Here is a 22056-nt window from a genome sequence, read left to right on the forward strand (position 1 = left end):
ATAGCCCCCGCGGCGTGCGTCGCCGCGGGCTTCGCCCCCGCAAGGAGCCCGTGATGAAGCTCATCATTCTCGACCGCGACGGCGTGATCAACGTCGACTCGGGGCAGTACATCAAGTCGCCCGAGGAGTGGAAGCCGATCCCCGGCGCGCTGGAGGCGATCGCACGGCTCAACCAGTGGGGCTGGCGGGTGGTGGTGGCGACCAATCAGTCCGGCATCGGCCGCGGGCTGTTCGGCATGGACACGCTCAACGCCATCAACGACCGCATGGTCAGGAGCCTCGCCCAGGCGGGCGGGCGGCTCGACGGCATCTTCTTCTGTCCGCACGCGGCCGACTCCACCTGCGACTGCCGCAAGCCCAAGCCGGGCATGCTGCTGCAGATCGCCGAGCGCTTCAACGTCGAGCTCGCCGACGTGCCCTGCGTCGGCGACGGCCTGCGCGACCTCCAGGCCGCCGCGGCGGCTGGCGCGCAGCCCTGGCTGGTGCTCACCGGAAAGGGCGAAACCACGCGCGCGAGCGGCGAGCTTCCGCCCGGTACGCTGGTGTATCCCGACCTCGATGCGGTCGCCGCCGCGCTGACCGCCTGAGCGGCGCGGCGCGACAGCGCTGCCGCATCCCTCACGCACTCTTCACCGGACGAGAATCGTGCATCTGCTCCGCTCCATCCTGTTCGCACTCGTGCTTACCGTGATCACGGTGCCCTACGCGTTCTTCGCCACCCTCATCTTCTGGCTGCCGCCGATGACCCGGCACCGGCTGATCACGAGCTGGGTGCCGATCATGATGTGGGTGATCCGCCACGTGCTCGGCATCCGCTACCGCGTGATCGGCGCCGAGAACATCCCGGCCGGTCCCGCGGTGGTGCTGTCCAAGCACCAGTCGGCATGGGAGACGATCGCGCTGCAGGTGATCTTTCCGCCGCTGTGTTACGTGCTCAAGCGCGAGCTGCTGCGCGTGCCCTTCTTCGGCTGGGCGCTGGGCAGGATCCCGGGCATCGCCATTGACCGCTCCGCGGGCAAGGACGCGCTCACCCAGGTGGTGGAGCAGGGCCGCGAGCGCCTCAAGGAGGGCCTGTGGGTGGTGGTCTTCCCCGAGGGCACTCGGGTGGCGCCGGGTGCGACGCTGCGCTACAAGCCCGGCGGGGCCATCCTCGCCAAGCGCGCGGGCGTCCCCGTGGTGCCGGTGGCGCACAACGCGGGCGAGTTCTGGAGGCGCAACGCCTTCATCAAGCGCCCGGGCGAGATCGTCGTCAGCATCGGCCCGGTGATCGACGTCAAGGGTGCCAAGGCCACCGATGTGAACGAGCAGGCGGAGGCCTGGATCGAAGGCGAGATGCGCCGGCTGTTCCCGCATCTCTATCGCGAAGAGGCGGGCATGCCGCCGGCCGCGGGCGATGCCGCGGCGGAAGACGAGGGGAACTGAGCGCGTTCTCGCCCGGTCTCCCGCATAGGCCGCCGGGGCGGCCCCAGACATCGGGAGAGGGACGATGGGTGAAGAAATCCGCGCACTCGGCGAGGACGAGATCCTCGCCAGCCTTGCGGCGGGGCTGCCGCACTGGCGCCTCGAGGCCGGCGCGCTGGTGCGCGACTACCGCACCGGCGGCTGGAAGGCGACACTGATGGTGGCCGGTGTGGTCGGGCACCTGGCCGAGGCGGCTTGGCATCATCCCGAGCTGGAGCTGTGCTGGGACCGGGTGCGGGTGCGCCTGTCCACGCATTCGCCGCGCGGCATCACCGCACGCGATTTCGCGCTCGCGCGCAAGATCGAGGAGGTCGTGCACTGGCAGCCCGCGCGCGAGGGCGGGGCGCTGGAAGGCACGCCGAACGCGGACGACCGCTTCCGTTACATCCGCTACGACTGAAGCGGCGTGCGTGTGTTTTCGCTGCAGTCCGCGCCCTGCCGCGTCACCAGCCGGTAGACGCAAAAAGGCCCCGCATGCGGGGCCTTTTCGTCAGACGGTGCCGGAGAAAGCTTAGGCAGCCTTCTTGGCGGTGGTCTTGGCGGTGGTGCTGACGGCCTTGACGGTGGCGTTGGTCGCGGCAGCCACGTTGGCTTCGGCGATCTCGGCGACCTGCTTGGCGGCCTTGCTCATGCTGTCGTAGGCGCTGTTGGCGGCGGCGATGGCCGACTTGACAGCGGCGACGGCGACGTCCGAACCGGCGGGAGCCGACTTGGCAGCCTTGTCGAGCGCGGTGGCGACGCCCTTGTTGAGCTCGGCGACCTGGCCTTCGAAGACCTTCGACATCTCTTCCTGGCTCTGCGACGAGATCTCGTAGACGCTGCGGGCGTAGGCGACGGCCTTCTCGACGATCGGCTGGGCCAGCGAAACCTGCAGGTTCACCAGCTCTTGCACGTCCTTGGCAGCCAGCAGGGCCTTGGTGTTGGCCACGCCGTCTTCCAGCAGCGAACGGGCGGTGTTCAGGTTCAGGGCGGCGAGGCGCTCGGCGCTGGCGAAGGCGGTGTTGGCCAGGGTCAGCAGGGTCTCGATGTTGGCCTTGTTGGCGGTGGCGAACTGCTCGGGGGTGACGAAGTTGCTCATGTGGATCTCCTTGGAAAGTGTGGGTGCATCAACATCGCTCGGGTAGCTGCGATGTTGCGTTGCAGCATGGTTCGGATTATACGGACCCGATCGAGGCTGTCAAGCATATTTTGGTGCATCGCAACATCCCGGATTGATTGAAGGAATCAATCACTTGCGCCAGGACGCCATTTCGTCCGGTGAAGGGTTCGGGGTGTTGCATTGCACGGGCGGCGAGTACGCCGAAGCAGTGTGCCGGGCACGGGTTGCAGGCGCATGACGTCTTCCCGCGGGTAAACGCAAGCGGCCGGCTGGACGCCGGCCGCGGTGCGGATCGAGCGCGGGACGATCAGTCGTGGCGGAAGTTCGCCTTACGCTTCTCGACGAAGGCCGCCATGCCTTCCTTCTGGTCGTTGAGCGCGAACGCGGAGTGGAAGACGCGGCGCTCGAACAGCAGGCCCTCGTTGAGGCTGCTCTCGAAGGCGCGGTTGATCGATTCCTTGATCATCATGACCACCGGCAGCGAGTAGCCGGCGATGGTTTCCGCGGTGGCGAGCGCGTCCTCGAGCAGCTTGTCGGCCGGCACCACGCGCGCGACCAGGCCGGCGCGCTCGGCTTCGACCGCGTCCATCATGCGTCCGGTCAGGCACAGCTCCATCGCCTTCGCCTTGCCCACCGCGCGCGGCAGGCGCTGCGTGCCGCCCGCGCCGGGCAGGGTGCCGAGCTTGACTTCCGGCTGGCCGAACTTCGCGGTGTCCGCGGCGATGATGATGTCGCACATCATTGCCAGCTCGCTGCCGCCGCCGAGCGCAAAGCCCGCCACCGCGGCGATCACCGGCTTGCGGCAGGTCTTCACGCGCTCCCAGTTGCGCGTGATGTACTCGCTCTTGTAGGCATCCATGTAGGAGAAGTTCGCCATCGCGCCGATGTCGGCGCCTGCGGCGAAGGCCTTCTCCGAGCCGGTGATGACGATGGCACCGATGCCATCGTCGGACTCGAAGTCGTTGAGGGCGGCGGTGATCTCGTTCACCACCTGATCGTTGAGCGCGTTGAGCGCCTTGGGGCGGTTGAGGGTGATGAGGCCGACACGGCCGCGTTTCTCGGCGAGAATCATCTCGAAGCTCATGCTGTCTCCTTCCTGGTTATCCGATCGTGGGGGGGAATCATTGTCCGCCGGAGGGCTGTCCGTCGGACTTGGGCTGGATCACCGCGCGCACCCGGCCCGCGGGCGCACCCTGGCGGCTGCCCGGGGCGTTGGTGGCGAGATAGTTCTCGGTGATCGCGTCGTACTCGATGTAGTGACCGCTGACCTGGTCGCCGCCGCTGCTCACCTTGGCGCGGTTGAAGAGCCTGGCCTTCTCGGTCCGGCTGTCGTACTCGATGCGTTCGGCCTCGCCTTCGACGTATTCGGCGCTGCCGTCGCGGCGCTGGCGGAAGGTGGCCAAGCCCTTGCCGGCTGCGGTGGCGACGCCGTTCTGGAAGCCGGCGGCGTCCTGCGTCACGACCAGCTTGTCGCCGCGGATGGTGAGCGTGCCCTGGGTCAGGACCACGCTGCCCTCGAAGATGTGCACCTTGTTGCGGTCGTCCACCGTGAGGCGGTCGGCCTCGATGTTGACCGGCTGGTCGCGGTCGGCCTTCTCGGCGAGCGCCGGGGTGGTGACGGCGGCGAGCAGCGCGGCCACGGTAGCGAGGAGGATTCGCTTCATGAGGGGGATCCTTGGCGGCGGGGTGGCATCGTCGTGCTGACCTCGCCGATGAGTTCGAGCGTGCCGAACAGGTTGTCCGCGCGCATGCCCTTGGCCGTCGCGCGCCCGGCGCCGCGGGTCATCAGGACCGGCGAGTCGGTGCGCGCGCGCTGGGCGTCCGGCCACACCGCGAGCGTCTCCGAGTCGAGCGCGAGCGGCAGCGCCCCGGCCTGGCCCGGACGCCGCACGCGCACTTCGCCGGTGAGGTCCACCTGCTCGCCACCGGGCGAGACGTCGGCCGCGCGCGCGGTGATCGTGGTCGTGCCTTCCGCGCCGTGCAGCTGCAGGCGGGGCGTGTGCAGCCGGGTGATGTCGCCGACGGGGAAATGCTCCAGGCGTTCGGCCACGAGCTCGTAGCGCTGCGCACCGTCGGCGCCGAAGCCGACCACGCGGGTGTCGTGGGCGATGAAGTCCGGACCGGTCTGCTCGATGCTCGCCGCCGGATCGTCGATCCGGGTGATGCGCTCGAGCCACACCGATCCGCCCGCCAGCAGCGCGAGGGCGAAGACCGGATACAGGCGCCAGGTGTCGACCCGCATTCAGATGACCTTCGCGAGCATCAGGTCGTGGGTGGTGAGCGCACCGGCGAGCCGGCCGGCGTCGTCGAGCACCAGGAGCTGGCTGATGCGCATGTTCTCCATCGTCGCGGCGGCCTCGGCCGCGAGCGCGCCGGGCGCGATGCTGCGCGGACTGCGCGTCATGACCTCGCTGACGCGCGCGCTGCGCACGTCGCAGCCCTTCTCCAGCGCGCGCCGCAGGTCGCCGTCGGTGAAGATGCCCACGGGCACCTCGTCGGCGTCGACCACCGCAGTCATGCCCATGCCGCCGGCGGTCATCGCCAGCAAGGCCTGGGTGAGGGGGGCGTCGCTGCCCACGCGCGGGACCGCCGGCGCGGGACGCATGACGTCGCCGACGTGGGTCAGCAGCCGGCGGCCGAGCGCGCCGCCGGGGTGGGAGCGGGCGAAATCCTCGGCGGCGAAGCCGCGGGCGTCGAGCAGCGCGACCGCGAGCGCGTCGCCGAGCGCGAGCGCCGCCGTGGTGCTCGCGGTGGGCGCGAGGTTGAGCGGGCAGGCCTCCTCGGCCACGCCGGCGTCCAGATGCGCATCGGCCTCGCGTGCGAGCGGCGAGTCCGGCTTGCCGGTCATCGCGATCAGGCGGGCGCCCTGGCGCTTGACCAGGGGCACGATGGTGAGCAGCTCCTCGCTGGAGCCGGAGTTCGACAGTGCGATCACCACGTCTTCCGGCGTGATCATGCCGAGATCGCCGTGTGCGGCCTCGGCGGCATGCACGAAGTAGGCCGGGGTGCCGGTGCTGGCGAGCGTGGCGGCGAGCTTGCGGCCGATGTGGCCCGACTTGCCAACGCCGGTGACGATCACCCGGCCATGGCGCGCGAGGATGATCTCGACCGCGCGCTCGAATTCCTCGCCGATGCGCGCCCCGAGCGCGGCCACGGCGTCTGCCTCGATGCGCAGCACGCGGCGGGCGAGGGCGACGGCTCGGCTTTCGCCCGAAGCGGAAATTGGGTCCATGGATTCGATGCTTTAAACTGGCGCGGAAGGGAGACCGGTGGCTCGACGGGATGACGGCGCGCCGTTGCCGGCAAGCTCCCGATCGAGCGGATTGTATACCAAACACCCGCGCCGCCGCCCGGCAGCGCTGGCGCCACACGCGGCCGGGCTTCCATGCTGAATACCCTCGAATTCGTGGTCCTGCTGCTGGCCGCCGCCGTGGTGATGGTGGCCCTCTTCCGCAGCATGAACCTGCCGCCGGTGCTCGCCTACCTGCTCGTCGGCGCGCTCGGCGGGCCGCATGCGCTCGACCTGATGCAGGAGTCCGCCGGCGCGCGCCACCTCGCCGAGTTCGGCGTGGTGTTCCTGATGTTCTCGATCGGGCTGGAGTTCTCGCTCGGGCGCCTGATGGCGATGAAGCGCATCGTGTTCGGGCTCGGACTCGCCCAGGTGCTGACGACGATCGCGCTCGCCACCCTGCTCGGTCGCCTCGGCGGGCTGGGCTGGATCACCAGCTTCGCGCTCGGCGGCACGCTGGCGATGTCGTCCACCGCGATCCTCTCCAAGCTGCTCGCCGACCGCATGGAGCTCGACAGCCGTCATGGCCGCGAGGTGATCGGCGTGCTGCTGTTCCAGGACATCGCGGTGGTGCCGCTGCTGATCCTGCTGCCGGCGCTGTCGCGCCCGGCCGAGGAGATGATGTTCACCCTCGGCCTGGCGGCCTTCAAGGTGGTCTTCCTGCTCTCGCTGGTGCTGGTCTTCGGCCAGCGCCTGATGCGCTGGTGGTTCACCGTGATGGCGCGGCGGCGCTCGGGCGAGCTCTTCATGCTCAACGTGCTGCTGATCACGCTCGGGCTGGCCTGGCTGTCCGAGCGGGTCGGGCTGTCGCTCGCGCTCGGCGCCTTCCTTGCCGGCATGCTGATCTCGGAGACCGAGTACCGCTACCAGGTGGAAGAGGACATCAAGCCCTTCCGCGACGTGCTGCTCGGGCTCTTCTTCGTCACCGTCGGCATGTTGCTCGACGTCGCCGAGATCGTGCGCAACCTGCCGGCAGTGCTCGGCCTGCTCGGCGCGCTGCTGGTGCTCAAGTTCGGGCTGGTGTTCGCGGCCTCGCGCGTGTTCGGTTCGCCGGCGGGCACGGCGATGCGCTCCGGGCTGTGGTTGTGCGCGGGCGGCGAGTTCGGTTTCGTCCTGCTGTCGCAGATCCTCGACCTCGGGCTGATGCCCTACGGCCTCGCCCAGGCCGCGGTGGCCGCGCTGGTGCTGTCGATGCTGGTCGCGCCGCTGATCGTGCAGGTGAGCGACCGCCTGGTCATGCGCTTCGTCGCCTCGGAATGGTTGCTGCGCTCGATGGAGCTCACCCGGGTGGCGGCGCAGTCGCTCAACACCGAGCGCCACATCATCGTGTGCGGCTACGGACGCAGCGGCCAGTACCTGGCGCGCTTCCTCGAACAGGAGAACGTCGCCTACGTCGCGCTCGACCTCGACCCGGAGCGCGTGCGCGAGGCGGGCGCGGCCGGGGACACCGTGGTGTACGGCGACGCCGCGCGGCGCGAGACCCTGGTCGCCGCCGGCATCCAGCGCGCGAGCGCGCTGGTGGTGTCCTTCGACGCGCTGGAGGCGGCGCTGCGGGTGATCCATCACGCCCACGCGCTGCGTCCCGGCCTGCCGGTGGTGGTGCGCGCCGGCGACGAGGCCGACCTGGAGAAGCTTGCCCAGGCGGGGGCGGCCGAGGTGGTGCCCGAGGCCTTCGAGGCCAGCATCATGCTCGCCTCGCACGCGCTCGCGCTCACCGGGGTGCCGCTCAGTCGCGTGGTGCGGCGCATCCGCGAGATCCGCAGCCAGCGCTATGCGCTGATGCGCGGCTTCTTCCAGGGCAGCAGCGATGCGGGCGATGCGGGCGCCGGCGCGGAGGCGCGCCTGCGCTCGGTGATCGTCCCGGAGGGCGCGGCGGGAGTCGGGCGCAGCATCGGCGAACTCGGGCTGGAGGAGTTCGGCGTGGCGGTGTCGGCAGTGCGTCGGCGCGGCATCCGCGCGCTCTCGCCGGGTGCCGAGACACGCATCCAGAGCGGTGACGTGATCGTGCTGCTCGGCGTCCCCGGCGGCCTGGAAGCAGCCGAGGAGCGCCTGCTGGGTGGCTGAGCCGCCCGCGCTCCGCACGCCTCACGCCTCACAGATTCGAACACACCGTGTGCGCGTTCGCTTCGAGCAGCCGGTTGGCCGCGGAGATCGCCACCAGCCCGGTGTCGCCGGGTGTGCCGGCACGCAGCGAGCCGGCCGCGGGGTCGCCGTCGTCGAGCGCGATGTCGATCTGTGTGACCAGCTTGCCGGGCACGTTGTCCGAGCACACCACCAGGCTGCCCGGCAGGCCGAGCACGCTGCCACCGCGCTGCACGCCGAGCCGGCCACCGAGTGCGTTGCGCGGCAGGAAGCCGGCGTCGGCGGTGTCGGTGCTGCCGGTGGCGATGCCGGCCAGGCGCAGGTGCTGCCAGAGGCGGACGGACTCGGTGTCGGCGCCCGCATCCCAGGTGCCGTCGATCACGCCGTTGCCGTTGCCGGCCACGGTGCAGCTGCTGCCGCCGGAGCAGAGATGGCGGACGGCGGCGGGGTCGTCGCCGGGGAGGGCGCGGAAGCGGTCCTGATAGGCATGGACCATCGCCGGCACGCTGCGCAGGTCCTGGGCGAGGTTCTTGACACGGGCACTGTCGATCAGCGCCTGCCCCTTCATGACCCCGCCGAGCAGCAGGCCGACGACGAGCAGCACGATCGCGATCTCGACGAGGGTGAATCCGGTTTGCGGTTTCTTTTGCATGGTTTGTCTCCCGGGTGATGTGGCAGTGGTGATGGAAAGGGCTATGTGCGGATGCGCGGCCGGGATCACAGCCGCCCGGCCTGGGCGAGACGGGCGATCAGCAGCGGGCGCCCGAGCCAGGCGAGCAGATCGTCGAAATCGGCGCCCGGTTCGCCGGCCTGGTAGCTCGGGGTGGCGCTGGCGTGGCTGGTGTTGTCGCCGTCGGCGTGCAGGTTGGCGCCGGTCGACCACACGATCGCGACCGCCTGCGAGTCGGTCGTGGTGATGCGCCGGCCGTCGTGATCGCGGATCTGCAGGCGCGCGCCGGGTGTGGTGGCGGCGCCGATCGGCGCCACGCTGAAGGCGGGGTCGACGCGGTAGCGCCAGTACCCCGTCCAGTCGTCGGCGGCGGAGTGGCGGTCGCGGCCCCAGGCGTCGGTCGCCGGCATCGCCAGGCTGCGCCAGGGCAGCACGCCCTCGCGCGCGAGGTTGCAGGGCGGGCCGTCCTCGAGCCCGTAGCCAGGGCTGGCGGGATCGGTTTCGGTGCTCGGGCAGGGCAGGCGGCCGTGGATGATGGCGAAGCCGGTAAGCGCGAGCTGGATGTCGTGCAGACGCTCGAGCGTGGCGTTGCGGTCGCGCGCTTCCAGCCGGCTCGCCACCGGGACCAGCAGGCTGCCGCCAAGCAGGGCGAGGATCACCAGCACCATGGCGAGCTCGACCAGCGTGAAGCCGCGCGCGGGAGCGCTCGAATGCGCGGGCTTGTGCATGCGAGCGGGAGGCGGGGTCAGGGCAGGCATCGGACAACGTCCTCGCTGGCGGGGCGATCGGGCGCGGTGACGCGGAAGTGCGCGGCACCCTCGAACTCGGGATTGCCCAGGCGTAGCGCGGCGACGTTCCGGCCCTCGAACCAGGCCGCCGGATCGGCGCGCTCGGCAGCGGTGGTTCGCAGTTGGCGCTCGGGGCCGCTGCGGATGCGCTCGCCCCCGAATGCCAGCACCGCCCGGCAGCGCTCGCCGGGTGCCGCGGGCCGCGTCACACCGATGCAGGCGCTGCCGTCGGGGCAGGCGGCGAAGCGGATCTGCTCGTGCCAGTCGTCGATGAGCGGACGTTGTGCGGCGGCGATGCCCAAGGTCTCCGCCGTGGGCAGCACACCCACCGCGAGCGTGCCGAGCGGGCGGGCGTGGCGTGCGAGCCATTCGGTGCGGCTCGCCGCAAGCCGGCCGGCAAGCGCGTTCGCGCTGCGGGCGAGGAGCGCATCGAGATGGCTGGCGTGGTCGCGGCGCCGACGCAGTGCGTCGAAGACGTCGTCGATTCCGATCCAGGTGGCGAGGTCGTTGGGCGCCTCGTCGTCGAGGGTGGCCGGGTGGAGGGTGATCTCGATCACCCCGCTGCCTGCGCGCGCATGGCCGGGGTCGAGGTAGTGCGAAAGGTCGGCTGCGGCCGAGTCGCTGCCTGTGCAGCTCGTGCCCCGGGTGGGCGGACGGATCTGGCTGCTGCGTGGCGGCCCGGGGCTGAACACGATCGCCACCGCCATGCCGTCGCCGGACGCTGCCTGAAGGCTGCGCCCGGCGGGATCGAGCAGGCCGAACTGGCCCGGGCTGTCCCAGTTCAACGCCGCCGGCTTGGGGTTGTGCTTGACGCTGCCGGCGACCGCGTACCACAGGCATTCGCCCCAGCCGTCGCGCAGCTCGGGCAGGCCGAGGGTGCGCCAGGGCAGGCGCCCGATCGCGGCGGTGCCGCGCGCACCGCAGGCACCGATCGGGGTGGAGCCGGTGTTGCCGGCATCCGGACAGGGCAGGAAACCGTAGCCCTCTCCGGGGTGGGTCTCGGCGTAGCTGATCGCGTAGCCGATCAGCGCGGCGCGTGCGGTGGCGAGCACCTCGACGCTGCGCGCGTGGGCGAGCGCGTGGGCGCGAGCGCGCAGTTCGCCGCCGGCGAGCAGGCCGCCCGCCGCGAGCAGGGTGAGCACCAGCAGGGCGGCGATCAGGGCCTGACCGCGGATCGCGCCGGGTCGCCGGGGACGCATCACCCGCGCGGGCACGCGAGCGGAGTGCGGATCCCGCTGGCGGCGCCGCTCCCGGCAGGGCAGGCGGGCCCTCCGGATCATGGCCGCGCTCCGCGCATGTCGACACCGGGCCTTGCAGCGCTGTCGGCGGGGCCCGCTGCTCGATCTGCGGGTGCCGCATCGTCGCGCTCGGGGTAGGCCTGCCCAGGCCCGGCCGTGACCGTCGCGACGGCGGTCGGCACGAGCTCTCCGCTGCGTAGCTGCGTGCGCCGGCCGGCCGCCACTACCACCGCGGCGTCGCCTGCGATCGGGTGCAGGCCGAGTGCGCGCGCGGACTGCCAGGTTCCCTCCACCCAGAGCAGGATCTCGCCATCCGGGCGACGCAGGACGCCGTCGATGCGCCTGGCGATGGGCCCGGGCGGCGGGCTGGAGGCAGGCGGACAGGCTGCCGGTGCAGGCTCGGCGGGGGCCGGCGCTGGGGTCGGAAGGGGCGGCGGCGCTGCATCGAGGGCGGCGAGTGCGGCGCGTTCGGCCTCGCGTGCGGCGAGTTCCGCCTCCTCGGCCGCAAGCGCGGCGGCACGCGCCGCACGGGCGCGCTCGGTCGCGGCCAAGGCTGCGGCCTCGACTTGCGCTTGGTGGTCCATCCAGACGAGGGCTCCCAGGATCGTCGAGGCGACGAGCGCGAGCGCGCCGAGCACGCGTCTTTCGGGCAGCCCGGGCCAGCGCCGTGCGCCGGCCGCGAGCGGCCAGCCGATCGTCGTGGGGGCGTGGCGCAGGGCGAGCAGCAAATGGGCGTCGTAGCTGTTCGGGAGTCCGCAGCCCGCGAGCGTGTCGGCGGCGACGACGCCGATCGGAGGCAGTGTGGCGTGCTCCGTCCCGGTCTGAGCCGGAAGGTCCGCGACGATGCGATCGAGTGGCGCATCGCTGGCGATGCGGTGCTGGGCGGCCAGGTAGTCGCGGGTGCGCTCGAGCTCCGTCGCCAGCGCTTGCGGATCGGCGAGGGAGTCGGCGTGGCCGCGCACGAGGCGGGAGAACAGGGTGTGTTCGCCGGCCAGCAGCGAAATGCGCAGGCCCGCGCGCCCGTGGGTGGCGAGCAGGCGCGGCCGTGGCGGCGCCTTGCCGTGGCGGCGCTGGCGTGCTCCTGGCAGGGGCAGGCGTGGCAGGAGGGCGCTGGCGGGGACGAGGATTTGGGGGCGGCGTCCGTCGGCCGCGAGGCGATCCAGCCAGGGCAGGAGGTCGGTGCTGCTCTCCATTCCGGCGAAAAGCACCCGCTCGGCGCCCTGGCGTCCGTCGGGCAGGGCGCCGAGCGGCGTGGCGCGTGCGAAGCGCGGCTCGGGGAACCAGTGAGCGAGTCGGCGCGCGAACAGGGCGCGACGGTCGCTGCCGCGCACGCGCGGCAGGTCCTCGATCTGGTAGGCCTCGTCGGGCAGGTCGACCAACATCCGGCAGGGCTCGTCCGGCGGGCGGCGGGCGAGCCAGCTTGCGAAGGTGGCCTCCTCGCCGCAGGTGAAGGCAGCGAGGAGGGTGATGCCGTCGTCATTCCCGATGCATGCGAGGAGGCCGGACGGAGCCACGGCGAGGAGCAGGGGTTCGCGACGCATGGTCAGACCGGCAGGCGGGTGATGAGCTCGTAGATCGGCCCCAGGACCGCGCTCGCGATCCACAGCAGCAGGCCGCCCATGAGGATGGTGAGTGCGGGTTCGGCCGCGGCCTGCAGGCGGGCGATGCCCTCGGCGACGTCGCGGCGGTAGAGGCTGGCGACCTTGGCGAGCGCGTCGTCGAGCGCGCCGGTGTGTTCGCCCAGGCGCAGCATGCGGATGACGAGGGGCGGGAAGACCCGGGTCGCCTCGAAGGCGACCGAGATCGGGCGGCCCTGCTCGATCGCGCCCGTGGCCTCGCGCAGTCCGGCGCGCAGGGCGAGGTTGGCGGTGGCGCCGGTGCTGGTGTGGAGCGCGTCGATGACGTTGATGCCGGCGCCGTAGAGGGTGGCGAAGAGCGCGGCGAAGCGCGCGAGGGCGAGCTTTCGCAGGATCCCGCCGACCAGCGGCAGTTGCAACAGCAGGGCGTGCACGCGGGTGCGCAGCGCTTCGGAGCGGGCGAGCGCGTGGGCGCTGCTCGCCGCGCCGGCGAGCGTGACGAGCAGCATGGCCCAGCCCCAGTCGCGCACCGCCGCGGACAGTCCCACCAGAATGCGCGTCTGCAGCGGCAGGCGCTGGCCGGTGCCGCGCAGCAGACGCTCCAGTTCGGGCACCACGTGGATGAGGGCGACCACCACCGCGGCCAGCAGCACCGTGGCGACGATGGCGGGATAGATCGCGATGCGGCGCGCGTGGCTGGCGAGTTCTTCTTCCTGCGCGAGCGCGGCGCCGATGTCGCGGATCGCCTCGGGCAGGCGGCCGGCCTGCTCGCCCGCGCGCAGCAGGCTCACCGCGACCGCGGAGAAGGCCTCGGGCTGGCGAGCGGCGGCGCCCGACAGCGGCAGGCCGCGCTCGACGTCCGCGATCAGTGCGCCGATCACCTGCTGCAGCCGCGGCTCGGCGCCGGCGTCGCGCAGCAAGGCCAGGCTCTCGAAGGGCGGCACGCCGGCGGCGAGGAGTTGCTCGAGGTGGTAGCAGAAGGGAATCAGCTCGCGGCGCGCGATGCGCCGGCGCGGCAGCAGGCCGCGCACGCCGCGTGGTTGGGCGTCGATCAGCAGCAGGGCGCGCGCTTCGAGCAGGCGCTCGAGTTCGCCGAGGTCGGCCGCATCGAGCTCGCCGCGCACGCGGCGGCCGTCGGCAGCGAGCGCGCGGTAGCGCCAGGTGCTCATGGGGCCTTCCTCCCGTCGCTGCACGACATCCTCCGCGGCGGACGAGCGCGCTGCCCTTCGGGCGGCCGCAGGGGCACGCTCATGCCTCACCTCTGTGCGCGGTCTTCGCCGTAGCCGCGAGCGCGGAGAGGTCGACCACGCGGGCGAGCTCGGCGAGGCTGGTGCTGCCGTCGAGCACCCGGCGCAGTCCGTCCTCGGCCAGACTGCGATGGCCGCGCGTGCGTGCGGCTGCACGCAGCTCGCCCGGGCTGGCGCGGCGTGCGACGAGCTCGTCGAGCTCGGCGTCGAAGGGCAGGATCTCCATGATCGCGAGACGGCCGCGATAGCCGCGGAAGTCGCATTCGGGGCAGCCGCGCGCGCGCCAGCTCGGCGCTGGCGGGGCATCGGCGGCGAGGCCGGGCAGGTGACGCTCGGGGGCGTCGTCCGGCACCGGCTCGCGGCAGGTGGGGCACAGCCGGCGCACCAGGCGCTGGGCGAGGATGCCGCACAGGTTGCCGGCGAGCAGTTCGGCGCCGATGCCAATCTCGTGCAGGCGCGGCAGCGCGCCGAAGATCGAGTTGGCGTGCAGGGTGGCGAACACCTGGTGGCCGGTGAGTGCGGCGCGCAAGGCCATGGTGGCGGTGTCGGCGTCGCGGATCTCGCCGATCAGGATCACGTCGGGGTCCTGGCGCAGCAGCGCGCGCACGCCGTCGGCGAAGTCGAGCCGTGAGGCGTCGCCGACCTGGGTCTGGCGGATCAGCGCGAGCGGATACTCGACCGGATCTTCCAGAGTCATGATGTTGACCGCCTCGGTGTTGAGGTGGCCGAGCATGGAATACAGCGTCGTGGTCTTGCCGCTGCCGGTGGGACCGACCACCAGGATCAGGCCCTCGGGGCGGGCGAGGATGCGGTCGAGGGCGGCGCGTTGCGCGGGGTCGAGGCCGAGCGCGTCGAGCGGGACGATGCCCTTGTCGCGGTCGAGGATGCGCAGCACGATGTTCTCGCCGTGCAAGGTGGGCTGGGTGGCGACGCGGAAGTCGATCGGCCGGCCGCCGAGCGCAAGGCCGATGCGCCCGTCCTGCGGGCTGCGCGACTCGGCGATGTCCATGCCGGCGAGCACCTTGATGCGCACGGCGAGCTCCGCCCAGCACGACTTGTGCATCGCGCGCACCTGGCGCAGCGTGCCGTCGATGCGGTGGCGCACGCGCAGGAAGCCGGCCTCGGGCTCCAGGTGCAGGTCGGAGGCGCCGCGCGCGGCGGCCTCGGCGAGCAGGGCGTCGACCAGGCGCACGACGAGTTGCGGGTCGCGCGCGCCAGCGATGGGCTGTCCGGCGCGGCGTTCGAGCTCGCGCACCATGTCCTCGATCGAGCTCGCCTGGCCGTAGTGCTGTTCGATCGCGCGGCCGAGTTCGTTGTCGCCGGCCAGGCGCAGTTCGACGTGCACGTCCGGCCCGAGCTCGGCACGCAGACGGTCGAGGGCGACGATGTCGTGGGCGTCGGCCATCGCGACGATCAGGCGGTGGCGGGCGGCGTCGTACTGGAGCGGCAGCAGGCGGTGGCGCCTTGCGAGCGCCTGCGGCACGCGCGCGATCGCGTCGGGGTCGGCGAGCGCGCTGGCCAGGTCGACGCAGGGCAGGCCGCTGCGTGCGGCGAGCGCCTCGCGCAGCGCGGCCTCGCTGACGAAGCCGAGTTCGACCAGCACGCGGCCGAGCGGCCGGGCGCGGCCGCGTTGCTCGTGGAGCGCGATGCGGAGCTGGTCCTCGCCGATCAGGCCGGCGGCGATGAGGATCTGGCCGATGGGGAGCGGAGCGTTCATGGCGGGCTCGTGCCGGCATCCGCGTTGGCGGCGCTGGCGGACGTGGAGGAGGCGGCAGGAGAGCGGGGGTCGGCAGGGTCGGGATAGGCCGCTTCCGAAAAGCCTTCGGCGGCGGAGACCGCGCCTGCGGGTGCGAGCAGCGGGCGCAGCGGCAGGTGGGGGAAGTTGCGCTGGCCGGGCGAGGGCGAGTCGAGGAGGAAGTCGTCGTCGGGCAGGTGGCCGGCGTATTCGGCGTAGCCGCCGCGCATGCCCGGCTCGTCGATCAGCAGGGGGCGCAGGAAGATGAGCAGCTCGGTGCGGCGCACGTTGTTGTCGCGGCGGGTGAATAGTTCGCCGACCACGGGCAGGTCGCCGAACAGCGGGATGCGGCCGGTGTCGTGGTCGATGCGGTCCTCCATCAGCCCGCCGAGGACGGCGACCTCCCCGCTGCGCAGGCGCAGCATGGACTCGATTTCGCGTGTGCGGATCTGCGGCACGCGGTTGGGGATGTCGCCGAGCGAGGGGTTGGGGTCGTCCTTGAAGCCGGAGATGCCCGAGATGGTCGGCCGCACGTTGAGGGTGATGTCGCCGTCGGCGGAGATCTGTGGCGTGACCGACATGACCATGCCGACCGAGACCGATTGCGGCGTGGTGGTCGCGGAGATGCGGGCCTGCTTGCGGTCGTCGTACTCGGTGGTGGTGCTGTCTACGAGGAAGTAGACGACCTCCTCGACGACCTTGAGCATCGCGGTCTGGTTGTTGAGCACCGACAGGCGCGGGCTGGAGAGCACCTTGACGGTGCCGAAGGTCTCCAGCAGTTCGAGACGGATGTCGGAGTTGGCCGACAGGTAGCTCAGCGTGGGCTGGCCGGATGTGGCGTCGCCGCTGCCGCGCGGGCGCACGCTCCAGCTCGGCACGCCGAGCCGGGTCCAGTCGATGCCCTGGCGGTAGCCGTCGGCGAGGGTGACCTCGACGATCGTGGCTTCGATCATCACCTGGCGCCGCGCCGCGCGCTGCACCCCCGCGAGGAAGGCCTCCAGCTGCTCGTGCTGGCGCTGGGTGGCGCGCGCCATGACGATGCCGCTCTCGCGGTTGAGCATCAGGTCGGCGTTGCGGCAGCCGGCGGGGGACTCGCCGCGGCGCTCGCCCCCGCAGTCGGGCGCGCGCCCCGGCCCGGCGAGGATGGCGGCGAGGTTGTGCTCGAGCGTGTTCCAGAAGTCGTTGGCCGAGCGCGTCTCGATCTGGGTGATCGAGGCGTTGCCAGCGCCGCCTGTCGAAGACGCGCGCTGACCGGCGCCGCCGGCGCTGCCCGAGGTGGCGATCTGCGTGCTGGTGGCGACGGTGCCGCGCATGTCGCGGCTCAGGTTCACATAGTCCACCGCATAGCTGCGGATGTAGGGGGTGTCGGGGCGCACGCGCAGGTGGCGGCCGCGCAGCTCATAGCGCAGGTCGACCTGGCGGGCGATGCGCTCCAGCAGCTCGCCGAGCGGGCGGTCGTGGGCCTGCAGGCTGACGTTTCCGGTGATTCCGGCATGGAGGTCGAGCTCCAGCCCGGCGTCGCGGCCGATGGCGAGCAGCAGCTGCTCGGCCGGGATGTCGAAAACGTCGATCGAGTATCCGCGCACCGCGGGAGCTGCTCGCCCGCGGGCCGGAGCGGGCGGAGGCGCGCCCGTCGCCGCGCTCGCTGCAGCACCTCGGCTGGAAGAAGGCGACTCCGCGATCGGCGGCGCGAGGCTTCTTGTCGCCGTGCCGACAGGCGCGGTGCGCTCGATCGCGGTGCGCTTGTCGAGATGCCCCTCGAGTGCGGGCGGGCGGCCGAGCGGCGCACATGCAGCGGTCGCCAGAAGCGCCGCGGTCGCGAGCAGCCTGCGCAGGTCGGTCGATGTGCATGTCATGCGAACATGCTATTCGTATTGAAATAAAATGTGAATAAGCGCATGGAATTATTTTCTGGGTGCCGCGGTCGTCACCGGAGCGGAGGAGGTGTCCTGCGGGGGAATGGCCCGGACCTGCTTGCTGCGCTGCAGCATCAGTCCGCCAGCGGGCGCAAATCTCTGATATATTCAAGAGTTTTCACATTCGGCCGATCGACGTGACCGTGTCCGCCCCACATCCCTCCCCGCTGGTTTCGCTGCGCGACGTGCGCTTCGCCTATGGCGAGCGCGAGGTGCTGCGCGGCATCGACCTGAGCGTGCATCGCGGCCAGGTGGTCGCCATCATGGGCGGCAGCGGCTGCGGCAAGACCACGCTGCTGCGCCTGATCGGCGGGCAACTGCGCGCGACCGGCGGCACCGTGGAGGTGGAGGGGCGCGACGTGGCGCGGCTGTCGGGCAGCGAGCTCTACGCGCTGCGTCGGCGCATGGGCATGCTGTTCCAGTTCGGCGCGCTGTTCACCGACATGAGCGTGTTCGACAACGTGGCCTTCCCGCTGCGCGAGCACACCGACCTGCCCGCGGGCATGGTGCGCGACCTGGTGCTGATGAAGCTGCAGGCGGTGGGGCTGCGCGGCGCGGCGAAGCTGCATCCCAACGAGCTCTCGGGCGGCATGGCGCGGCGGGTGGCGCTGGCGCGCGCGGTGGCGCTCGACCCGCTGCTGATCCTGTACGACGAGCCCTTCGCCGGCCTCGACCCGATCTCGCTCGGCATCATCGGCCAGCTCATCCGCAAGCTCAACGACGCGCTCGGCGCGAGCTCGGTGATGGTGACCCACGACGTGCACGAGTCGCTGGCGATCGTGGACTACATCTACTTCGTCTCCGACGGCCGCATCGTGGCGCAGGGCACGCCGGACGAGATCCGCGCCTCGAGGGATCCCTTCGTGCATCAGTTCGTCCACGCCGAGGCCGACGGGCCGGTGCCCTTCCACTATCCGGCCGAGCCGATCGAGCGCCTGCTCGGCGGGGAGGGCGCATGAGCGCGATCGCCTCCGCGCTGCGCCGCATCGGTGCGCTGACCATCGATGGCATCTGGCGCCTGGGCTTCGCCACCCGCTTCCTGTTCGCGGTGCTGCTGAACTCCGGGCAGTCGCTGCGGCGCATCCATCTCACCATCCGCGAGCTCTATTTCAACGGCGTGCTGTCGCTGCTGATCATCATGGTCTCGGGGCTCTTCGTCGGTCTCGTGCTCGGGCTGCAGGGCTACGACATCCTGCAGCGCTACGGCTCGGCCGACGCGGTGGGGGTGATGGTGGCGCTGTCGCTGCTGCGCGAGCTCGGTCCGGTGATCGCCGCGCTGCTGTTCGCCAGCCGCGCCGGCTCGGCGATCACCGCCGAGATCGGCCTGATGAAGACCACCGAGCAGTTGAAGGCGATGGACATGATGGCGGTCAACCCGATCGCGCGCGTGGTCGCGCCGCGCTTCTGGGGTGGCGTGCTGTCGATGCCGCTGCTGGCGGCGCTGTTCTCGGCGATGGGCGTGTTCGGCGGCTGGGTGATCACCGTGGTCGTGATCGGCGTCGATGACGGCGCGTTCTGGTCGCAGATGCAGGCCGCGGTCGAGTTCCGCTACGACGTCGTCAACGGCGTGATCAAGTCCGCGGTGTTCGGCACCGTGGTGTCGCTGATCGCGGTGTTCGAGGGCTACGATTGCCAGCCGACCGCCGAGGGCGTGTCGCGCGCGATCACCCGCACCGTGGTGACCTCCGCGCTGGCGATCCTGGCGCTGGATTTCGTGCTTACCTCCTTCATGTTCAGGGGTTGATGATGAGTCGTACCGCGCTCGACCTGTGGGTCGGCCTCTTCGTGGCGATCGGCTTTGCCGCGCTGGTGTTCCTCGCCATGAAGGTCGGCAATTTCTCCGGCCTCGACGGCGCCGAGACCTATCGCGTCGAGGCCCCCTTCGACAACATCGGCGGGCTCAAGGTGCGCGCGCCGGTCAAGAGCTCCGGCGTCCTCGTGGGCCGGGTCGCGGTGATCCGCTTCGATCCCGCGATCTACCGCGCGGTGGTCGAGCTCGAGATCGACAAGCGCTATGCGTTTCCCGCCGACACCACCGCGTCCATCCTCACCTCCGGCCTGCTCGGCGAGCAGTACGTGGGGCTGGAGGCCGGTGCCGACACCGCGATGCTCAAGGGTGGCGACCGCGTGCTGATCACGCAGTCCGCGGTGGTGCTGGAGAAACTCATCGGCCAGTTCATGTTCGACCGCGCCGCCGACGCGCCCGCCCAGTAGGTCGGCAAGGAACTCCGGAGAAAACAGCAATGCGAAACGTCTTCCGCTCCTCCCGTGCAGGCCTGGTCGCGGCCGCGCTGTCGGCCGCGCTCGCCACCGGCTGTGCGACCACCGCGAATCCCGATGATCCACTCGAGGGCTACAACCGCGCGATGTTCGGCTTCAACGAACAGGTCGACAAGGTGGTGATCAAGCCCGCAGCCCAGGTCTACGAGGCGGTGCTGCCGCATCCGGTGCGTACCGGTGTCGGCAACGTGCTAGGCAACCTCGGCGATCCCTGGGTCGCGCTCAACAACCTGCTGCAGGGCAAGGTCGCCGAGGGCATGGGCGATTTGATGCGCTTCGCGCTCAATTCCACCTGGGGCCTGCTCGGCCTGCTCGACGTCGCCGGCGAGGCGGGCCTGCCCAAGCACGACGAGGACCTCGGGCAGACGCTCGGCCGTTGGGGCGTGGGCGAGGGCGCCTACATCGTGCTGCCCTTCTTCGGTCCGCGGACCGTGCGGGATGCGGTCGCGCTGCCCGCCGACTTCATCGCCAACGAGCCTTTCAGCATCGATCACGTGGCGACGCGCAACACCGTGCTGGGCACGCGCGTTGTGCACCTCCGCTCCACGCTGCTCGGTGCCGACCGCACGCTCGAGGAGGCGGCGCTCGACCGCTATGTCTTCGTGCGCGACTTCTATCTCGAACAACGCCGTTACAAGGTCAGCGATGGCCGCCAGGAACGCGTGTACGAAGATTTCGACGAACAGTCGGCCGCACCGCCCGGTGGCGACGTCGATACGGCCGCGGCCTCTGCGGTCGGGAACCTCGAACACGCGGACATCGGTGCGAGCCCGGCCACGGCCGGCCGCCGCGTCGCCCGCCAATCCGTCCAGTAAGCGAGAACCATGAACAAGATCCTCGATTTCCTCCGCGCCTTCCTTCTTTGCGCCTTGCTCGGCGCCGCGCTGCCCGCGACGGCCAGCGCCGACAAGGCGCCCGATGTGCTCGTGCGCGACGTCACCACCGAAGTGCTCGAGATCGTGCGCGCCGACAAGGCGATCCAGGCCGGCGACACCCAGCGCGTGATTGCGCTGGTCGACGCCAAGGTGCTGCCGCACTTCGACTTCCGCCGCATGACCATGCTCGCGGTCGGGCGCGACTGGCGCCAGGCCAGCGCCGAGCAACAGACCAGGCTGACCGATGCCTTCCGCACCCTGCTGGTGCGTACCTATTCAAACGCGCTGACGCAGTACCGCGACCAGCGCATCGAGTTCCGTCCCTCGCGCTTCGCCCCTGCAGACACGAGGGTGCAGGTCCGCACCGAGGTGGTGCAGGCCGGTGCGCAACCGATCGGCATCGACTACATGCTGGAGAAGGGCGAACAGGGCTGGAAGGTGTTCGACGTGATCGTCGCCGGCGTCAGCCTGGTCACCAACTACCGCAGCAGCTTCGGACAGGAGATCGCGCGCGGTGGCATCGATGGCCTGATCCGCTCGCTCGAGGAGCGCAACCGCGCGCTCGCCGAGCAGCAGGGCATGAGCCAGGGCGACGCGGGGCGCGGCGCGTGAGCGATCCCGCGCTGTTCGCGCCCGCGGGCGCGCTGACCATGCAGAGCGCGCCGGCGCTGCTCGCCGAGGGGCAGCGGCGCGCGCGCGCGGGCGACCTGGTGGTCGATCTCGCGGCGGTTTCCGCCGCGGACTCCGCGGCGCTCGCGCTGATCCTCGACTGGATGCGCTGCGCGCGTGCGGCCGGCCACGCGCTGATGCTGCGCAACCCGCCTGCCGGGCTGACCAGCCTGGCTGCGCTCTACGATATCGACGGCCTGCTGCCGCTGGAGCGCGCCGCATGAGCACGCCGGCGATCCGTATCCAGGGTGTAAGCAAGCACTACGGCAGCCTGAAGGCGCTCGGCGGGGTCGACCTCGAGGTTGGCCAGGGCGAGTTCTTCGGCCTGCTCGGCCCCAACGGTGCGGGCAAGACCACGCTGATCTCGGCACTCTCCGGTCTGGTGCGGCCCGACAGCGGGACGCTCGCGATCATGGGGCACGACGTCGTCGCCGACTATCGCAACGCCCGCCGCAACCTCGGCGTGGTGCCGCAGGAGCTCGTCTTCGATCCCTTCTTCTCGGTGCGCGAGCTGCTGCGCATCCAGTCGGGCTACTTCGGCATCCGCAGCAATGACGACTGGATCGACGAGATCCTCGCCAGCCTCGACCTGACCCACAAGGCGAGCGCCAACATGCGCATGCTCTCGGGCGGCATGAAGCGGCGCGTGCTGGTGGCACAGGCGCTGGTCCACCGGCCGCCGGTGATCGTGCTCGACGAGCCCACCGCGGGCGTGGATGTGGAGCTCCGCCAGGGCCTGTGGCAGTTCATCCGCAAGCTCAACCGCGACGGCCACACCATCGTGCTCACCACGCATTATCTGGAAGAGGCCGAGGCCTTGTGCGGACGCATCGCGATGCTCAAGGCCGGGCGCATCGTCGCGCTCGACACGACCGCCAACCTGCTGCGCCGCTTCGCCACCCACAGCCTGTCCGTGCGCCTGGAGCACCCCGCGCGCGGCGTCGAGCTGGGCGGCAGCGCCGGCGAGGGCGGCTGGGTGGACTTCGCCTTCGACAGCTATGGCGAGGTGGAGACCTTGCTCGCCCGTCTGCGCGAGGGTGGAGCCGGCCTCGTCGAGATGCGGCTCGGCGAGCCCGATCTCGAACGCGTCTTCGTCGAGGTGATGAACCGTGCCTGAACAATCTCCCCAC

General features: G+C 71.2%; 23 protein-coding genes. 11 read left to right on the plus strand and 12 right to left on the minus strand.

All coding sequences use genetic code 11. The features are described from left to right. Positions 1 to 53 precede the first annotated feature (53 nt). The 3 genes from gmhB to PO78_RS13195 all read left to right on the plus strand — a co-directional run bounded on the left by gmhB (position 54) and on the right by PO78_RS13195 (position 1861). Positions 54 to 587: a D-glycero-beta-D-manno-heptose 1,7-bisphosphate 7-phosphatase gene (gmhB, locus tag PO78_RS13185; RefSeq protein ID WP_043744309.1), complete on the plus strand. Its 534-nt coding sequence runs from the start codon at positions 54 to 56 to the stop codon at positions 585 to 587. Between the two features lie 58 nt (positions 588 to 645). Next, positions 646 to 1422, plus strand: coding sequence for a lysophospholipid acyltransferase family protein (locus tag PO78_RS13190; RefSeq protein WP_012584686.1), 777 nt, complete (start codon positions 646 to 648; stop codon positions 1420 to 1422). A 64-nt stretch (positions 1423 to 1486) separates the two neighbouring features. Then, positions 1487 to 1861, plus strand: a complete 375-nt coding sequence (locus tag PO78_RS13195) for a 4a-hydroxytetrahydrobiopterin dehydratase (protein WP_004322701.1) — start codon at positions 1487 to 1489, stop codon at positions 1859 to 1861. A 111-nt stretch (positions 1862 to 1972) separates the two neighbouring features. Here PO78_RS13195 and PO78_RS13200 read toward each other — a convergent pair whose 3' ends face one another. The 5 genes from PO78_RS13200 to PO78_RS13220 form a co-directional block, all read right to left on the minus strand. Beyond that, on the minus strand, positions 1973 to 2539 hold the full coding sequence (locus PO78_RS13200; RefSeq protein WP_012584687.1) for a phasin family protein: 567 nt from the start codon (positions 2537 to 2539) through the stop codon (positions 1973 to 1975). 328 nt (positions 2540 to 2867) lie between these two features. After that, the gene (locus PO78_RS13205; RefSeq protein ID WP_004322698.1) at positions 2868 to 3644 is read right to left on the minus strand and encodes an enoyl-CoA hydratase; all 777 of its coding nucleotides are present in this window, start codon (positions 3642 to 3644) and stop codon (positions 2868 to 2870) included. 37 nt (positions 3645 to 3681) lie between these two features. Continuing rightward, positions 3682 to 4224 (minus strand): lipopolysaccharide transport periplasmic protein LptA, encoded by a 543-nt coding sequence (gene lptA, locus PO78_RS13210; RefSeq protein WP_004322696.1) that lies wholly within the window; start codon positions 4222 to 4224, stop codon positions 3682 to 3684. Beyond that, a complete protein-coding gene (lptC, locus tag PO78_RS13215) occupies positions 4221 to 4802 on the minus strand; it encodes an LPS export ABC transporter periplasmic protein LptC (protein ID WP_012584688.1) in 582 nt (193 codons plus the stop codon). Before lptC ends, lptA begins: the two co-directional genes overlap by 4 nt. Next, positions 4803 to 5792, minus strand: coding sequence for a KpsF/GutQ family sugar-phosphate isomerase (locus PO78_RS13220; RefSeq protein ID WP_043744312.1), 990 nt, complete (start codon positions 5790 to 5792; stop codon positions 4803 to 4805). A gap of 153 nt (positions 5793 to 5945) precedes the next feature. On the opposite strand from PO78_RS13220, the gene PO78_RS13225 reads away from it, so the two are divergent. Further along, positions 5946 to 7913, plus strand: coding sequence for a monovalent cation:proton antiporter family protein (locus PO78_RS13225; RefSeq protein ID WP_012584690.1), 1968 nt, complete (start codon positions 5946 to 5948; stop codon positions 7911 to 7913). 28 nt (positions 7914 to 7941) lie between these two features. Here PO78_RS13225 and PO78_RS13230 read toward each other — a convergent pair whose 3' ends face one another. The 7 genes from PO78_RS13230 to PO78_RS13260 all read right to left on the minus strand — a co-directional run bounded on the left by PO78_RS13230 (position 7942) and on the right by PO78_RS13260 (position 16772). After that, entirely contained in the window at positions 7942 to 8583 is a 642-nt protein-coding gene (locus PO78_RS13230; protein ID WP_004325898.1) for a prepilin-type N-terminal cleavage/methylation domain-containing protein, read from the minus strand. Between the two features lie 65 nt (positions 8584 to 8648). Continuing rightward, positions 8649 to 9359 (minus strand): type II secretion system protein, encoded by a 711-nt coding sequence (locus PO78_RS13235; protein ID WP_004325900.1) that lies wholly within the window; start codon positions 9357 to 9359, stop codon positions 8649 to 8651. After that, complete coding sequence (locus tag PO78_RS13240) at positions 9347 to 10669, minus strand: hypothetical protein (RefSeq protein WP_082047760.1); 1323 nt, start codon at positions 10667 to 10669, stop codon at positions 9347 to 9349. The genes PO78_RS13235 and PO78_RS13240 overlap by 13 nt, the downstream gene beginning before the upstream one ends. Further along, on the minus strand, positions 10666 to 12168 hold the full coding sequence (locus PO78_RS13245) for a hypothetical protein (protein ID WP_043744318.1): 1503 nt from the start codon (positions 12166 to 12168) through the stop codon (positions 10666 to 10668). The genes PO78_RS13240 and PO78_RS13245 overlap by 4 nt, the downstream gene beginning before the upstream one ends. A 2-nt stretch (positions 12169 to 12170) precedes the next feature. Further along, positions 12171 to 13373 carry a type II secretion system F family protein gene (locus PO78_RS13250; RefSeq protein WP_004307385.1) on the minus strand — a complete coding sequence of 401 codons (1203 nt, stop codon included), beginning with the start codon at positions 13371 to 13373 and terminating at the stop codon, positions 12171 to 12173. A 79-nt stretch (positions 13374 to 13452) separates the two neighbouring features. Continuing rightward, a complete protein-coding gene (locus PO78_RS13255; protein ID WP_043744321.1) occupies positions 13453 to 15168 on the minus strand; it encodes a GspE/PulE family protein in 1716 nt (571 codons plus the stop codon). Further along, entirely contained in the window at positions 15165 to 16772 is a 1608-nt protein-coding gene (locus PO78_RS13260; RefSeq protein WP_043744324.1) for a pilus (MSHA type) biogenesis protein MshL, read from the minus strand. The genes PO78_RS13255 and PO78_RS13260 overlap by 4 nt, the downstream gene beginning before the upstream one ends. A gap of 467 nt (positions 16773 to 17239) precedes the next feature. Between PO78_RS13260 and PO78_RS13265 the strand changes: the two genes are divergently transcribed. The 7 genes from PO78_RS13265 to PO78_RS13295 are packed head-to-tail and all read left to right on the plus strand — an operon-like array spanning position 17240 to position 22043. Beyond that, entirely contained in the window at positions 17240 to 18061 is an 822-nt protein-coding gene (locus PO78_RS13265; RefSeq protein WP_004307379.1) for an ABC transporter ATP-binding protein, read from the plus strand. Further along, positions 18058 to 18846: a lipid asymmetry maintenance ABC transporter permease subunit MlaE gene (mlaE, locus tag PO78_RS13270; protein WP_043744327.1), complete on the plus strand. Its 789-nt coding sequence runs from the start codon at positions 18058 to 18060 to the stop codon at positions 18844 to 18846. Before PO78_RS13265 ends, mlaE begins: the two co-directional genes overlap by 4 nt. Positions 18847 to 18848: 2 nt before the next feature. After that, positions 18849 to 19316: an outer membrane lipid asymmetry maintenance protein MlaD gene (mlaD, locus tag PO78_RS13275; RefSeq protein WP_040828939.1), complete on the plus strand. Its 468-nt coding sequence runs from the start codon at positions 18849 to 18851 to the stop codon at positions 19314 to 19316. Between the two features lie 29 nt (positions 19317 to 19345). Beyond that, entirely contained in the window at positions 19346 to 20197 is an 852-nt protein-coding gene (locus tag PO78_RS13280) for an MlaA family lipoprotein (protein ID WP_004307374.1), read from the plus strand. A gap of 9 nt (positions 20198 to 20206) precedes the next feature. After that, complete coding sequence (locus tag PO78_RS13285) at positions 20207 to 20869, plus strand: MlaC/ttg2D family ABC transporter substrate-binding protein (RefSeq protein WP_004307372.1); 663 nt, start codon at positions 20207 to 20209, stop codon at positions 20867 to 20869. Next, the gene (locus PO78_RS13290) at positions 20866 to 21150 is read left to right on the plus strand and encodes an STAS domain-containing protein (RefSeq protein ID WP_004307370.1); all 285 of its coding nucleotides are present in this window, start codon (positions 20866 to 20868) and stop codon (positions 21148 to 21150) included. The genes PO78_RS13285 and PO78_RS13290 overlap by 4 nt, the downstream gene beginning before the upstream one ends. Continuing rightward, complete coding sequence (locus tag PO78_RS13295; RefSeq protein WP_004307368.1) at positions 21147 to 22043, plus strand: ABC transporter ATP-binding protein; 897 nt, start codon at positions 21147 to 21149, stop codon at positions 22041 to 22043. Before PO78_RS13290 ends, PO78_RS13295 begins: the two co-directional genes overlap by 4 nt. The last annotated feature ends 13 nt before the right edge of the window (positions 22044 to 22056 follow it).

This window comes from Thauera sp. SWB20 (genome assembly GCF_000831325.1).
Classification (GTDB): Bacteria; Pseudomonadota; Gammaproteobacteria; order Burkholderiales; family Rhodocyclaceae; genus Thauera; species Thauera aminoaromatica.

What these genes read in the sequence shown, in the direction of transcription:
- PO78_RS13195 (WP_004322701.1), top strand. Translation starts at nt 1,487, where the DNA reads ATGGGTGAAGAAATCCGCGCACTCGGCGAGGACGAGATCCTCGCCAGC.
- mlaD (WP_040828939.1), top strand. Translation starts at nt 18,849, where the DNA reads ATGAGTCGTACCGCGCTCGACCTGTGGGTCGGCCTCTTCGTGGCGATC.
- PO78_RS13205 (WP_004322698.1), bottom strand. Translation starts at nt 3,644, where the DNA reads ATGAGCTTCGAGATGATTCTCGCCGAGAAACGCGGCCGTGTCGGCCTC.
- PO78_RS13225 (WP_012584690.1), top strand. Translation starts at nt 5,946, where the DNA reads ATGCTGAATACCCTCGAATTCGTGGTCCTGCTGCTGGCCGCCGCCGTG.
- PO78_RS13200 (WP_012584687.1), bottom strand. Translation starts at nt 2,539, where the DNA reads ATGAGCAACTTCGTCACCCCCGAGCAGTTCGCCACCGCCAACAAGGCC.
- PO78_RS13235 (WP_004325900.1), bottom strand. Translation starts at nt 9,359, where the DNA reads ATGCCTGCCCTGACCCCGCCTCCCGCTCGCATGCACAAGCCCGCGCAT.
- PO78_RS13250 (WP_004307385.1), bottom strand. Translation starts at nt 13,373, where the DNA reads ATGAGCACCTGGCGCTACCGCGCGCTCGCTGCCGACGGCCGCCGCGTG.
- PO78_RS13280 (WP_004307374.1), top strand. Translation starts at nt 19,346, where the DNA reads ATGCGAAACGTCTTCCGCTCCTCCCGTGCAGGCCTGGTCGCGGCCGCG.
- PO78_RS13285 (WP_004307372.1), top strand. Translation starts at nt 20,207, where the DNA reads ATGAACAAGATCCTCGATTTCCTCCGCGCCTTCCTTCTTTGCGCCTTG.
- PO78_RS13230 (WP_004325898.1), bottom strand. Translation starts at nt 8,583, where the DNA reads ATGCAAAAGAAACCGCAAACCGGATTCACCCTCGTCGAGATCGCGATC.
- PO78_RS13245 (WP_043744318.1), bottom strand. Translation starts at nt 12,168, where the DNA reads ATGCGTCGCGAACCCCTGCTCCTCGCCGTGGCTCCGTCCGGCCTCCTC.
- gmhB (WP_043744309.1), top strand. Translation starts at nt 54, where the DNA reads ATGAAGCTCATCATTCTCGACCGCGACGGCGTGATCAACGTCGACTCG.
- PO78_RS13295 (WP_004307368.1), top strand. Translation starts at nt 21,147, where the DNA reads ATGAGCACGCCGGCGATCCGTATCCAGGGTGTAAGCAAGCACTACGGC.
- mlaE (WP_043744327.1), top strand. Translation starts at nt 18,058, where the DNA reads ATGAGCGCGATCGCCTCCGCGCTGCGCCGCATCGGTGCGCTGACCATC.
- PO78_RS13220 (WP_043744312.1), bottom strand. Translation starts at nt 5,792, where the DNA reads ATGGACCCAATTTCCGCTTCGGGCGAAAGCCGAGCCGTCGCCCTCGCC.
- PO78_RS13255 (WP_043744321.1), bottom strand. Translation starts at nt 15,168, where the DNA reads ATGAACGCTCCGCTCCCCATCGGCCAGATCCTCATCGCCGCCGGCCTG.
- PO78_RS13240 (WP_082047760.1), bottom strand. Translation starts at nt 10,669, where the DNA reads ATGATCCGGAGGGCCCGCCTGCCCTGCCGGGAGCGGCGCCGCCAGCGG.
- lptC (WP_012584688.1), bottom strand. Translation starts at nt 4,802, where the DNA reads ATGCGGGTCGACACCTGGCGCCTGTATCCGGTCTTCGCCCTCGCGCTG.
- lptA (WP_004322696.1), bottom strand. Translation starts at nt 4,224, where the DNA reads ATGAAGCGAATCCTCCTCGCTACCGTGGCCGCGCTGCTCGCCGCCGTC.